The organism is Mesorhizobium sp. M0500 (assembly GCF_040321165.1).
Lineage (GTDB): Bacteria > Pseudomonadota > Alphaproteobacteria > Rhizobiales > Rhizobiaceae > Mesorhizobium.
On sequence record NZ_JAMYRB010000005.1, the window covers coordinates 359,713 to 372,621 of the forward strand.

Annotated in this window: 12 protein-coding genes; 2 read left to right on the forward strand and 10 right to left on the reverse strand. The window is 65.0% G+C overall.

Annotated features, from left to right (window positions below; all coding sequences use genetic code 11):
• Nucleotides 1–43: 43 nt before the first annotated feature.
• The 6 genes from NKI70_RS13180 to NKI70_RS13205 are packed head-to-tail and all read right to left on the reverse strand — an operon-like array spanning nucleotide 44 to nucleotide 7,108.
• On the reverse strand, nucleotides 44–505 hold the full coding sequence (locus tag NKI70_RS13180; RefSeq protein ID WP_023676965.1) for a MarR family winged helix-turn-helix transcriptional regulator: 462 nt from the start codon (nucleotides 503–505) through the stop codon (nucleotides 44–46).
• On the reverse strand, nucleotides 502–1,086 hold the full coding sequence (locus NKI70_RS13185; protein WP_023676966.1) for an amino acid synthesis family protein: 585 nt from the start codon (nucleotides 1,084–1,086) through the stop codon (nucleotides 502–504). The genes NKI70_RS13180 and NKI70_RS13185 overlap by 4 nt, the downstream gene beginning before the upstream one ends.
• Nucleotides 1,079–1,954, reverse strand: coding sequence for a UPF0280 family protein (locus tag NKI70_RS13190; RefSeq protein WP_023676967.1), 876 nt, complete (start codon nucleotides 1,952–1,954; stop codon nucleotides 1,079–1,081). The genes NKI70_RS13185 and NKI70_RS13190 overlap by 8 nt, the downstream gene beginning before the upstream one ends.
• Nucleotides 1,951–3,495 carry a 6-hydroxynicotinate reductase gene (locus NKI70_RS13195; protein WP_352588604.1) on the reverse strand — a complete coding sequence of 515 codons (1,545 nt, stop codon included), beginning with the start codon at nucleotides 3,493–3,495 and terminating at the stop codon, nucleotides 1,951–1,953. The genes NKI70_RS13190 and NKI70_RS13195 overlap by 4 nt, the downstream gene beginning before the upstream one ends.
• On the reverse strand, nucleotides 3,492–6,248 hold the full coding sequence (locus NKI70_RS13200) for a molybdopterin-dependent oxidoreductase (RefSeq protein ID WP_352697251.1): 2,757 nt from the start codon (nucleotides 6,246–6,248) through the stop codon (nucleotides 3,492–3,494). Before NKI70_RS13200 ends, NKI70_RS13195 begins: the two co-directional genes overlap by 4 nt.
• Nucleotides 6,248–7,108: an FAD binding domain-containing protein gene (locus tag NKI70_RS13205; RefSeq protein WP_352697253.1), complete on the reverse strand. Its 861-nt coding sequence runs from the start codon at nucleotides 7,106–7,108 to the stop codon at nucleotides 6,248–6,250. The genes NKI70_RS13200 and NKI70_RS13205 overlap by 1 nt, the downstream gene beginning before the upstream one ends.
• Nucleotides 7,109–7,380: 272 nt before the next feature.
• Here NKI70_RS13205 and pncA point away from each other — a divergent pair, with 272 nt between their 5' ends.
• Together pncA and NKI70_RS13215 are read left to right on the forward strand one after the other, a co-directional pair.
• The gene (pncA, locus tag NKI70_RS13210; RefSeq protein ID WP_352697255.1) at nucleotides 7,381–7,980 is read left to right on the forward strand and encodes a bifunctional nicotinamidase/pyrazinamidase; all 600 of its coding nucleotides are present in this window, start codon (nucleotides 7,381–7,383) and stop codon (nucleotides 7,978–7,980) included.
• Nucleotides 7,981–8,020: 40 nt separating this feature from the next.
• A complete protein-coding gene (locus tag NKI70_RS13215) occupies nucleotides 8,021–9,448 on the forward strand; it encodes a sodium:proton antiporter (RefSeq protein ID WP_352724656.1) in 1,428 nt (475 codons plus the stop codon).
• Here NKI70_RS13215 and NKI70_RS13220 read toward each other — a convergent pair whose 3' ends face one another.
• Genes NKI70_RS13220 through NKI70_RS13235 form a run of 4 tightly spaced genes read right to left on the reverse strand, consistent with a single transcriptional unit; the run spans nucleotide 9,449 to nucleotide 12,726 of the window.
• Nucleotides 9,449–10,168, reverse strand: a complete 720-nt coding sequence (locus NKI70_RS13220) for an ABC transporter ATP-binding protein (protein WP_352697259.1) — start codon at nucleotides 10,166–10,168, stop codon at nucleotides 9,449–9,451.
• Nucleotides 10,161–10,889 (reverse strand): ABC transporter ATP-binding protein, encoded by a 729-nt coding sequence (locus tag NKI70_RS13225; RefSeq protein ID WP_352588619.1) that lies wholly within the window; start codon nucleotides 10,887–10,889, stop codon nucleotides 10,161–10,163. Before NKI70_RS13225 ends, NKI70_RS13220 begins: the two co-directional genes overlap by 8 nt.
• Nucleotides 10,886–11,848: a branched-chain amino acid ABC transporter permease gene (locus NKI70_RS13230; RefSeq protein ID WP_352588621.1), complete on the reverse strand. Its 963-nt coding sequence runs from the start codon at nucleotides 11,846–11,848 to the stop codon at nucleotides 10,886–10,888. Before NKI70_RS13230 ends, NKI70_RS13225 begins: the two co-directional genes overlap by 4 nt.
• The gene (locus tag NKI70_RS13235; protein ID WP_352455934.1) at nucleotides 11,845–12,726 is read right to left on the reverse strand and encodes a branched-chain amino acid ABC transporter permease; all 882 of its coding nucleotides are present in this window, start codon (nucleotides 12,724–12,726) and stop codon (nucleotides 11,845–11,847) included. Before NKI70_RS13235 ends, NKI70_RS13230 begins: the two co-directional genes overlap by 4 nt.
• Between the last annotated feature and the right edge of the window lie 183 nt (nucleotides 12,727–12,909).

The following is a 12,909-nucleotide window of genomic DNA, read 5'->3' on the forward strand; positions in this document are numbered from 1 at the left end:
AGCGCCCGGCAGGAACAACAACCAAACGCCGGCAGGCAGCAGATTAAGCCAGCTTGGCCAGCAGCTTCATGAAAATGGCCGCTTCCTTGGCGGAAAGCGGCGCCAGCGTTTCCTGCGTAATCTCACGGGCAAGCGGAATCAGCCGCTCGATCGCGTCGCGCCCCTCGGCGGTCAGATTGACCAGCAGGCGCCGTTTGTCGATTTCGTGTTTGCTAAGTTCGACAAAGCCACGCGCTTTCAGCCGGTCGATGACGCCCTTCACGGTGGCCGCATCCATGGCGATCAGGCTGCCAAGCTGGTTCTGCGAGGTCTCGCCGACGTCGCGCAATTTGGCCAAAGCGGCAAATTGCGGCGGCGTCAGATCGGCGATGTGTGCGGCGAAGATCGAGACATGGCGCTGATGCGCCTTGCGCAGGATGAAGCCGACCTGCTCCTGCAAGCGATAGTCGTTTTCGTCAGGCTCCTCGGCCTCGACCAGCTCGAGCAGATTGTCCTCGGCGCTCACCGCAGCCCATCCCATGCCTTAATGTCCTTGGCCGCCAGCCCACCCATGCGGTCGTGCACGCGCGGGCCGCAGGTCATGGCGAGGCAAAACAGGATCTCGTCGGGACGGGGGCCATCGCTAATGCCGATTTCCATGGCATCGAAATGGCTGCGCACATAGGCGGCGTTGATGTGGCCGAGCGGCACATCGAGCCGCGCGCCGAAGCCGCCGACCTTCTTCGCCGAGGGCACGATCGCCTTGGCGTCGCCGAGCCGTTCGCGCATGGCATAGCCGCCCGGCACATGCCACAGCGCGCCATGCTCCAGCTCGCCCGCCATGCCGACGATGGCGCCCTTGCCGTAACCGTCGATCTGTTTGACGTCGCCGCCCAATGCGGCAATAAGCCTGTCGGAGAGCAGCAGCCCGAGCGGCTTCAAATCCTCCATGGCGCTCTGCAGTTCCTCGACGTAACGGCCGGCGAACGGGTTCTTGACCACAGCCATTGCCGCGGCACGGCGCCGCGGCACCTTCGCCACCGGCCCGCCTTCGTGAAAAATCTCTTCGGTCAGCACGGCGATCTTGCGGATCGGAAACTCAGGCATGAGCAATTTCCCTCTCTAAAACTTTATTGGCGAGCGCCATCGGACCTGCGATGCGCGCCTGACCGCCGAGGAAAAGCGCCGCGGCGGCAATCAGGCCGCGCCGCCGAAACTCCTCGGCAACGGCAAATCCGCCTTCCAGCGCAATAGCGATTTCAGCGGCGGAAAGCAGCCCCACGCCCTGCGTCACCAAACGGTCGCCGAGATCGCTGTCAGGTGCGAGATCGCGCGCCCGTACGCGCCTAACGGCCGGATGACCGGGCAGGTCGACGGCGTTGGCGATCAAGGTCGCGGCGGCATCGGCTTCAGCACCCGTTCGCGCCAGCACCGTGACCGCGTCGGCGATGCCCAGCGAAAAGGAGCGGCCGCGCCAGCCGCTTGTCGCGACACCGCGGATCCCGTCTTCGGGGCGGATCGTGAGACGATCTACCAACCCATGACCTGTCCCGGCAATGGCAAGCGTCATCGACTGCCCGTGGCCGAGATAGATCGCGCTGTCGCCGCCATTGTTGACATAGGCGCGCTCGAGCCGGCGGCCGGCAAGCAGCGCGCCAAGCACTTCGTCGGCTACCGAGCCGGCGACGGCCGCCATCGGTGTGATGAATTGTTTCGCTAGCGGAACGACCGCCGCTTCCATGCGGCGCGCCGTCGGGCCAGCGAAAGCACGTGGCCGCGAGGCGGCCGGGCGCCGCAGTTCGGGCAACTCTTCGACCAGTTCGGGCAGGATTGTCTGGAAGCGCGCCACTGCCTGACGATATGCGGCGCTGCATTCACTCGCCTCGCCGAATGCCTCGACGATCAGGTCGATCGGCCCATGATTGAGGTGAAGCCTCCGGCCGTCCTCGAGCCAATGCGCCTGCGGGCCGTTCATCGCCCGGCCCCGTTTGCGGCCGCGCGACGCAACTGCGCCAGCGGCGGCCAGGGATTGTCACGGGGTGCGGCCGTGCCGCGGCGCGGATTGAGATATTCGCCGCCCTTGGCCAGGATATCGTCGACGCTGCGGATTTCGCCTTCGTAGCCGCCAAGCCTGACATAATCGTCGCGGCGCATGGTGAACTCGATCGGCGCCACCAGCGCCGGGGTCGGCACATAGCCGAAGGCGCCTTCCGGCACGCGGGTGACGTCGACCATCAGCGTGATGCCGCCGCCCGGCCAGACATAGACCGGCGCGCCGCCGACCGTCACATAGGTCGTCAAGCCCTGCACCGAGCGGGTCAGATTGACCGGGTTCTCGGTGACGCCGGCGCGCAGCGAGCCGCCGGCGCCGCCGACGAAAAGCACGGTGCAGAGCGCCGGCTCGCAATTGTCCTCGATCAGTTCGACCGACTTCCGCAGCCGCTCCGGGAACGGTTTCTGGACCGGCTTCAGTTCGTCGTCGAGCTCGTAATAGGCGAATTGCTCGCCGGTGGTCGAGACCATCAGCAGCGACATGCCGGGGCGCGCACCCTTTTTGGCGTTCCATTCACCAAGGATCGACAGCGGGTCGGAAATGCTGGTGCCGCCCCAGCCGAGGCCGGGCTCCGACACCTTGAAATAACGGCCCGGCGTCGAACGGCGGCCGATGATCTTGATGCCGGTATCCTGCCAGCCAAGCACCTTGCCGGCCTGATGCTCGGAGACGACGCCGGTGATGTGGTCATCGACCACCACCACCTCGTCGACAAGGCCGCGCCATTGGGTCGCGAACATGCCTATGGTAGCCGAACCGCAGCCGACGCGCATGCGCTGCTCGAGCTTGCCGTCGATGACCGGCGGCTTGCCGGCTTCGACGATGACGGTGGCGCCGCCGTCGATGACGAGTTCAACCGGTTTGCGGTTGCACAGGGCGAGCATGGCGTCGCAGGTGGCGCGCCCTTCAGCCTTCGAGCCGCCGGTCAAATGATGTACGCCGCCCAGCGACAGCATCTGCGAGCCGTATTCGCCGGTCGTGACATGGCCGATCGCCTCGCCTTGGGCACGGACCGTCGCCGTTTCGGGGCCGATATGACGGTCGGTGTCGATCTTCACCTTGACGCCGCAATAGGAGAAGATGCCCTCGGTGACGACGGTGACCAGATCGACGCCCTCGACCTCCTGGCTGACGATGAAGGGCGCCGGCTTGTAATCGGGATAGGTGGTGCCGGCGCCGATGGCGGTGACGAAGCGGCGGCCGGTGTTGACCAGTTCGCCGTCCCATGCCTCGCCTTCTTCGGCAAAGGGTACGATTGCGGCGCCGGTCTCGGCCGCGTGGTCGAGGATGGTCAGTGGATCCATCCGCACGATCCTGCCGCCAACATTGCCGTAGCGGTCGCAGGCGCCGGTGCGGCCATCGGCGATGTAGCACATGACCGGACAGGCATCGCAGCGGATCTTCTCGGCCACCAGCTTCTCGCCGGGATCGTGTGTCTCGAAGCGTTCGGCAAGCTCGCTCATCGGCGCGCCTCCTTGTCGAGGATGGCGGCGCGGATGCGGGTCGGCGTCGCCGGAATTTTGGTGACCAGCACACCGGTGGCGTGGCGGATGGCGTTGAGGATCGCCGGCGCCGTCGGGATCAGCACATGCTCGCCCAAACCCTTGGCGCCGAAGGGTCCTTCCGGATCCGGAACTTCTATCAGGATGGTCTCGATCGGTGGCACGTCGCCGATCGTCGGGATCAGATAATCGTGCAGGTTTTCGGTGCGGCCGGGGATGAATTCCTCCATCAGCGCCATGCCGATGCCCTGGGCGATGCCACCCTCGATCTGGCCCTCTGCCAGTAAAGGGTTGATGGCCTTGCCGACATCGTGAGCGGCGGTGATTTTTATAAGCTTCACGGTGCCGAGCCTGAGGTCGACCTCCAGTTCGGCGATCTGGGCGCCATAGCCATAGACGGCATAAGGCTTGCCCTGGCCCTTGGCATCGAGCGGCAGCGTCGGCGGGTCGTAGCTTTCCTCGGCGCGGAAGACAAAGCCTTCGGCGTCTACCTTCAGCGAGGAAAGATCGATGCGGCGCGTCGCTTCGCCTTCCCCGATGCTCAGACTTGTGCCGTCCAGCGCAATCGCCGCCTTTTCCGAGACATTGGCGAAACGCAAGATCTCATCGCGCAAGGCGCGGCCGGCCTTTTCGGCGGCCTTGCCGGTGACGAAGGTCTGGCGCGAGGCCGATGTCTTGCCGGCGTCGGGGGTGATCGCCGTGTCGGCGCCTTTCAGCCGCAGCTTTTCAAGCGGAAGACCCAACGCGTCGGCGCAGATCTGCGCGATGACAGTGTTCGAACCTTGCCCGATATCGACCGCCCCCTGATGCAGCACGACTTCGCCCGATGCCGAGATGCCGACCTTGATGGTCGACGGATTGGGCAGCGAGGTGTTGCCGCAGCCGTACCAGCAAGAGGCGACGCCGACGCCGCGTTTTTTTTCGCTGCTGCTACGGGCGTTGAACGCGTCGGCGTCAGTTAGGGCACGCCGCCAATGTGAGCGCAGGGCCTCGAGGCAGTCGGCGATGCCGACGCCCGACTCGAGCCGCTGGCCGGTGACTGTTTCGGATCCGTTCCGAAGGCAGTTCTTCAGGCGAAAGTCGAGCCGATCCATGCCGAGCTTGTCGGCTAGCTCGTCATAGAGGGTCTCCTGCATGATCGTCGCCTGCGGTACGCCGAAACCGCGAAAGGCGCCGGCAATCGGGCCGTTGGTGTGGATGGCGCGGCCTTCGGCGCGATAGTTCGGCGTGGCATAGGGGCCGGAGGCGTGCACCGGCACGCGGTTGGCGACCGTCGGCCCCCAGCTGGCATAGGCGCCGGTGTTGAAATCGCCGGCGAAGATCATGCCGGTGACACGGCCGTCGGCATCGGCGCCGATGCTCGCTCTCATCAGAGCCGGATGGCGCTTGGTGGTCGAGATCATCGATTCGGTGCGGCTGTAGGCGAGCGCCGCCGGCCGGCCGGTTTTCATGGCGACGAGGCCGATGAGCGGTTGCAGCGAGACGTCGAGCTTGGAGCCGAAGCCGCCGCCGGTGGCGGTCGGCACGATGCGCACCTGTTCCGGGGCAAGGCCGAGCACTTTTGCCGTGTCGTCACGGTCCATATAGGGCGCCTGCGTGCAGGCGACGACGACCAGCGTGTCGCCGTCCATGAAGGCATAGCCGGCTTCCGGTTCAATATAGGCGTGCTCGACATAGGAGGTGTCGATGGCGCCGGAAACGACGAAAGCCGCACCGGCGAGCGCGGCTTCGGGGTCGCCACGCTCGACGAAGCCGGAGGTGAGCAGGTTCGAGGGCCGGTTTTCATGGACCAGTTGCGCACCGCCGGCCTGCGCTTCGCCAGTTTCCAGAAAATGCGGCAACTCGGTCCAACTGACAGGGAAATCGGCAAGGTCGAGATCGAGGATAGCCTCGCGTTCGCCGGCGACCAGCGCCACCGCCTCACCGCGAAAGCGCGAAACCCCTTCGGCCAGCGCCGGCTGGTCGGCGAAGGGCGCGATGACGCCGAAACAATTCTTTCCCGGAATGTCGGCGGCGGTGAAGACGCCGGCAATGCCAGGACGGGATTTCACCCAGCTGCCGAGATCGCCAAAAGTGAAAGCGGCATGATAATGCGGCGAGCGGACCACCAGCACCGACAATGCGTCGGCCGGGAATGAATCACCGCCGAATTTTTCGCCGCCAGTGACTTTCGGAAGGCCATCGAGGCGGATCGGGGAGGAGCCGACGGCATGGCCAGAGGATGGCATGCGCTGATCGAGGCCGTCGGCGTGGCGCCAAGCATCCATCACCGCGGCGACGATCTTGCGGTAGCCGGTACAGCGGCAGAGCACGCCGCCCAGCGCATCCTGCGTTTCGGCCTCGCTCGGGCAAGGCGTCCTGTCCAGGAGTGCCGTTGCGGCGACCAGCAGGCCGGGCGTGCAGGCGCCGCATTGCGCTGCGCCATGTCTGAGGAACGAGGCCTGCAGCCCCGACAGCCGGCCATTGGCGAGGCCTTCGACGGTCGTCACCACGGTGCCGGAGGCGGAAGCCGCGGGAATCAGGCAGGCGCAGACCGGCTCGCCGTCGACCAGCACCGTGCAGGCACCGCAGTCGCCGGCATCACAGCCGATCTTAGTGCCGGTCAGCCGCAACTCGTCGCGCAGCACCGCGGACAGCCGCCGCACCGGCGACACACAAACGCTGACGGCGGCGCCGTTGACTTCGAAGGCGATGTCGGCGCGCTCCATGCCCATCAGGCCGCCGCCCTTTCGTCGGGAACAGCGCCCATCGCACCAAGCACGGCGCGGGCGACGATCTCGCGCGCAGCGTCCAGCCGATATTCGGCGCTGCCGCGCACGTCGCCGATCGGCGACAGCTCGTCCATCGGTGCGGATTGGATCGCAGTGGCCAGCGCGTGGCCGACGGGCCGGCCGCGTAGCGCCGCCTCGACACCCGCCAGGCGCCTGGCGACAACCGAGCAGGACCCCACGGCGACGGCCGCGTTCCTGACTATACCATCTTCGACAGCCAGGCGTGCGGCGGCCATGGCGATGGAGATGACGAGATAACGCCGCGCGCCGAGTTTCACGAAGACGGAGCTGCCGGCGGTCGCGGGTTTGGGAATGCGGATTGCCGTGACCATTTCGCCGGGCTGCAGTGCGGTGCGACGGTTGCCGAGGATGAATTCTGCAAGGGGCAGATGCCGGGTCGCCACAGCGGAACGCAGTTCGACTTCGGCATCGAGCACCAGCAGCGCCGGCACGCCGTCGGCGGCCGGCGAGGCGTTGCAGAGATTGCCGGCAATCGAGGCAACGTTCTGGATCTGCACCGAGCCGACTTCCCGCGCCGCCTGCTTCAGCGCGTCGAAAGCCGCCGGCAGAGGATGGCGGACGAGATCGGTCCAGGTGGTGCGCGCGCCGACGAGCCAGTGGTTTTCGGCTTCGGCAATGCCGCGCAATGCCACCAGGCCATTGATATCGAGGATATTGTCGCGGAAAGGCTTGCTGCCCTGTGCCGGATAGAAGTCGGTGCCGCCGGCGAGGATGCGCCATTGCCCTTCGCCCAGCAAAGCGAGGGCGTCGTCGACCGTGGTGGGTTTTGCGTAACGGATCACGCTTTGCCTTCCCAGAATGGGCTTCCCGAGAGGGGATCCTGCCGAAAGATTTTCCCGAGCATTCAAGACAGGAAATTCATTCGTATGCAAATGATATCAAGCCGGCAGGAATTGTCAAAGCCAGAGTTTGCACGGCTGTTGGCACCGGTGCACCCGGAACGCATTTGTTATGCCATGAGAGGTTGACGCAGCCGGCCATCTGGTCAAGTTTCTGCGTCCGGTCGCGTTTTCATTGGAGCCTAAGCTCAAGACCAAGAAAATAAGGAGGCTCCATGGCCGACGAAGCGCTTGTCGTTATCGACCTGCAGAACGATTTCTGCCCGGGTGGCGCCCTTGAAGTGGCCGGTGGCGACGAAATCGTGCCGTTGGTCAATGACCTGATCCGGCGGACCGAGCACGTCCTGCTGACGCAGGACTGGCACCCTGCCGGCCATTCGAGCTTTGCCTCCAGCCACCCCGGCAAGCAACCGTTCGAAACGATCGACGTGCCTTATGGCCACCAGACGCTGTGGCCGGATCACTGCATCCAGGGCAGCCTGGGATCGGATTTCCATTCGGGCCTCGCCTGGAGCAAGGCCGAGCTGGTGATCCGCAAGGGGTTCCGTCCTGCGATCGACAGCTATTCCGCATTCTTCGAGAACGACCGGACGACGCCGACCGGCCTTGCCGGCTATCTCCGGGATCGGAACATCGAGACGCTGACCCTGGTCGGCCTGGCGACGGATTTCTGCGTCGCCTTTTCGGCGCTCGACGCGGTCAAGCTCGGTTTTGAGACGTCCGTGCGGCTCGACGCCTGCCGCGGCATCGATCTCAACGGCTCCGTGGAGAGGATGCTGGGCCGGATGCGCGATGCCGGCGTGACACTGATTTGAACGTCATCCAGCCGAACCTGACAGACTTTTGAGGGGCTTCATGCGGTTTGCGGCGTTGACGGCAAGTGCTGCACTTATTGCAGCAATCTTTTCTCCGAGAGCGGTTCTCGCGGCCGAAGCGCACGAATTGCCGGGCGCCGCCATGTCGCTTTGGTGGGTGCTGCCGTTTGCCGGGCTATTGCTTTGCATCGCGACCGGCCCGCTGCTGTTCCATCATGCTTGGGAGCACCATTACAGCAAGATCGCTGCCTTCTGGGCAGCGTTGGTGATCGGGCCGCTGGCCATCGCCTTCGGCATCCCGTCCGCCACGCAGGCGGTGCTGCATGCGCTGCTCACCGAATACATGTCGTTCATCATCCTGCTGTTTGCGCTGTTCACCATTTCGGGCGGTATCTTCGTTGCCGGCAACATACACGGCACGCCGCTGGTCAATGCCGGGCTGTTGCTGGGAGGGGCGCTGCTTGCCTCGATCATTGGCACAACCGGCGCCTCGATGATCCTGATCCGGCCGCTCATCCGCGCCAACGACAACCGGCGCTTCAACGCCCATGTCGTCATCTTTTTCATCTTCCTGGTGTCCAACATCGGCGGGTCGCTAACGCCGCTGGGCGATCCGCCGCTGTTCGTCGGCTTTCTGCGCGGCGTCGATTTCTTCTGGACGACAGTTCACCTGCTGCCCGAGACGCTGTTCGTCGCCGGCGTGGTGCTGGCTGTTTTCCTGGCGATCGACATCATCATGCATCGCCGGGAGGAAGGCGCGCCGAAGATCAAGGATCCGACGCCCGACAGCAAGGTGCGCATTCGCGGCCTGGCCAACATCCCGCTGCTGGCCGGCGTAATCGCCGCGATCCTGATTTCCGCTGCCTGGAAGCCGGGAGTGAGTTTCTCTTTTCAGGGCGTCAGCCTCGAGCTGCAGAACCTGGTGCGCGACGCCGCCATCCTGATACTGGCCTTCACCTCGCTTGTCGTCTCGCCGAAGGAATTTCGCGGCGCAAATGCCTTCAGCTGGGGGCCGATCGCCGAGGTGGCGAAGCTGTTCGCCAGCATCTTCATCTGCATCGTGCCGGTCGTCGCCATATTGCGGGCCGGCCTCGACGGCGCGCTGGCGCCGTTGGTGCTGCTGGTCAGCTCGCCGACCGGCGCACCCGACAATCTCGCTTATTTCTGGCTCACCGGGGCGCTGTCGTCCTTCCTCGACAATGCGCCGACCTATCTGGTGTTCTTCGAACTGGCCGGCGGCGATGCGCAGCATCTGATGGCCGAGTTCGCCTCGACGCTGGCGGCGATCTCGGCCGGCGCGGTGTTCATGGGCGCCAACACCTATGTCGGCAATGCGCCGAATTTCATGGTCTATGCCATTGCCAGGCATCGCGGCATCAAGATGCCGAGCTTCTTTGGCTATATGGCGTGGTCGGGCGCCGTGCTGATCCCGACGTTCCTGCTTGCCGGCTTGCTGTTCTTTGCCTGATCATCCGACGCCGACATAGCGACGGACCGCCGAGGGATCGGCACGCAGTTCCTCGACATCGACCGTCTCGCGGTTGCGGCCGTTTTCGATGAAACAAACGCGGTCGGCGACCGACAGCACGGCATCGACGCGCTGCTCGACAAGAATTGTCGACACGCCAAGCGCACGCAGCTTCGATACGGTTTCGCGGATCTTGGCGATCATCGATGGCATCAGCCCTTCGGTCGGCTCGTCGAGCAGAAGCACCTGTGGTTCCAGGCACAGGGCGCGGGCCATGGCCAGCATCTGCTGCTCGCCGCCGGATAGCGTGCCGGAACGCTGCCTGAGGCGCTGGCGCAGCAGCGGGAAAAGATCGAGCACGTTTTCGCGCGTCGCCTTGCCCTTGTTGCGGGCCATCAGGCCGATCTCGATGTTTTCACCCACCGTCATCTCGGCGAACAGCCGCCGGCCCTGCGGCACGTAGGCGACGCCGGCCTTGGGCACCTCGTGCGCCGGCAAGCCGGTCAATTCCCGCCCTTCGAGCCTGATCGAGCCGGCGGCTGCCGGCACCAGGCCCATGATCGCCTTCAGCGTCGTCGTCTTGCCGGCGCCGTTGCGGCCGAACAGGCAAAGCACCTCGCCCTCGTTCAGAACCAGATCCAGCCCATAGAGCACCTGGACCTCGCCATAGAAGCAATCGAGCCCGGAAACGGTCAGTGCCTTGGACTGGACCTCAGTCATGGGTGGTCCCCAGATAAGCGTCCTGCACCGCGGCATTGGCGCGGATCTGCTCGGGCGTGCCTTCAGCCAAAATCCTGCCGGCGTTGAAGACGGTGATGCGGTCGGCGAGCCGCATGACCACCGGCATGTTGTGCTCGATCAAAAGCACGGTGGCGCTATCGGCGATCTCGCGCACCAGCTCGATGAAATTGTCGATCTCGCTGTCGGCCAGCCCTTGCGTCGGTTCGTCGAGGATCAGCAGCCGCGGCTTCAGTGCCAGTCCCATCGCCACTTCCAGCAACCGCTGGTGACCGTAGGACAATTGCCCGGCCGGCATTTGCGCGCGGTCGGCAAGGCCGGTACGCTCGAGCGCGGCCATGACGCCGGTGTGAACCGCGCCCTTCGAGCGGCCGTCGGTCAGCGTGCGCTGCACCGGCAGGGCAACATTGTCGTAGGCGCTGAGATTGGCAAAGACGCTGGTGATCTGGAACGTATAGGCGATGCCAAGGCGAACCCTGGCGTAGGCAGGCAGGCTGGTGATATCGGCGCCGTCAAAGATGATCGTGCCCGACGAGGACTGGATGCGGCCGCTGACCAGGCTGACGAAGGTGGTCTTGCCGGCGCCGTTAGGGCCGATGATGGCGCGAATCTCGCCCGGTATCAGCGCGAAGTCGACGCCGTCGACGGCACGCAAGCCCCCGAAACTGCGCGACAGGCCTTTGGTGGTGAGCAGCGGCATCATGGCAACCACCCGAGCCAGCGCTGGCGGATGCTGCCGAGAACGCCTCTCGGGAAGAACAGCACCAGCAGGATGAGCGCTATGCCGACGATCAGCAGATAGGCCGAGGTGTAGCCGCTGGCGATGTCGATGACATAATACATGAACAGCGTGCCGATCAGCGGACCGAGCGTGGTGGCGGCGCCGCCCAGCAGCACCCAGAGCAGCGGCAGGATGGAATATTGCACCGAAGCGAAGCTCGAGCCGACATAGCCGAACAGCAGCGCATAGGCCGCGCCGGAAGCCGCGCAGATGCTGCCTGAGATGACGACGGCGGCGAGCTTGTTGGAAAATGTATCGTAGCCAAGCATTTTGGTCCGCTCTTCGTTCTCGCGGATGGCGACCAGCACGCGACCGTAGCCGGAGCGGACTATCGCCAGGCTTATGAGCAGCACGATCGAGAACAGTGCCAGCGCGCTCATATAGCGCACGGTCGGGTTGGTGAGGTCGAGTGACGTGCTGCCCAGGACAAGGACACGCATCGGCTGCGGCACGACCATGCCCTGGTCGCCACCGGTCCAGGCAGCGAAATAGAGGATGACGAGATAGAATACCTGCGCGAACATCATAGTGACGATCATGAAGGCGACGCCGAAGGTGCGCAGCGCCAGCAGCCCGATCCCCAGCGCGAGAAGCGCGCCGCAGGCAAGCCCGGCTGCGAAGGCGGCCGGCACGCTCCAGCCGAGATGGATGACGGCAAGGCCGGCGCCATAGAGCCCGGCTGAAAAGAACATGGCATGGCCGAGGCTAAGCAGCCCGACATAGCCGAACAGCAGATTGTAGCCCATGGCGAAGACCGCCAGCACCATGATGCGGGCGAGCAGGCCGTGATGGTATTCCGGCAGGACGAAGCTAAGCCCGCAAAGCAGGGCGATGGCGCCGAGGTGCAGCGCATATGGCTTTGCCGGCGAAGCATCCTTCATCGCGATGTCGTCCCGAACAGGCCCTGCGGCCGGAACACCAGCACCATGGCGACGAGCAAGGTGGCGATGATCTTGGCCAGCGTCGGTGAGAAGAACACCGAGATGATGCCGTCGGAAAGGCCGATCAGCACCGCGGCGACGACCGTGCCGCGCAGCGAGCCGAGGCCGCCGATGATGACGACGATGAACGACAGCAACAGCGGGTCCTGCCCCATCAGATAGTGGGCCTGGCTGATCGGCACGATCAGCACCGCGGCGACAGCAGCCAGCATGGCGCCGAGCGCGAAAACACCGGCATAGACTCTGGTCACCGGGATGCCGAAGGCCTGCGCCGTCTCGCTGTCATATTGCGTGGCGCGCATGACGAGGCCGATTTTCGTGCGCGTCAGCACCAGCCAGGTCGCGACCAGCAGCAGCGCCGACGCGGCGATGATCGACAGCTTGTAGCCGGAATAACCGAACCACGGCAGGAGGATGCGGTAGCTGAACGGCGGCTCCACCGGCCGCGCCTCCGGGCCGTAGAAGGTCAGTGCCAATTGCTGGATGATGTAGAGCATGCCGATAGTGGCGACGATGGTGGCTTCCGGATTGTAGTTGAGCCGGCGCAGCACCAGCCGTTCGGCGAGCAGCGCGATCAGGCCGACGATCAGCGGCGCCAGCACCAGGGCGGCCAGGAAGCCGAGCGCCGGATGGCCGGATATCGCCGTTGAGATCGCCCAGGCAAGCACCGCGCCCAGCATGAAGAACTCGCCATGCGCGACATTGACGACGCGCATGACGCCGAACACCAGCGACAGGCCAAGCGCCGTCAGCGCCAGCACGGCGGAGGTGACGAGGCCTTCGAGAGCGGCGAGGAGCAGGTGAGGTCCGAAGTGCATCGGTTACACACCCATCGCAGGTGCGAGGCGCACCCCCCTCTGTCCTGCCGGACATCTCCCCCTCAAGGGGGGAGATTGGCAGTTCCCGCGAAGGCGGCCACCTACCGGCCTTTGCGATTGGCGAAAGCGCTGGTGACAGCCAATCTCCCCCCTTGAGGGGGAGATGTCCGGCAGGACAGAGGG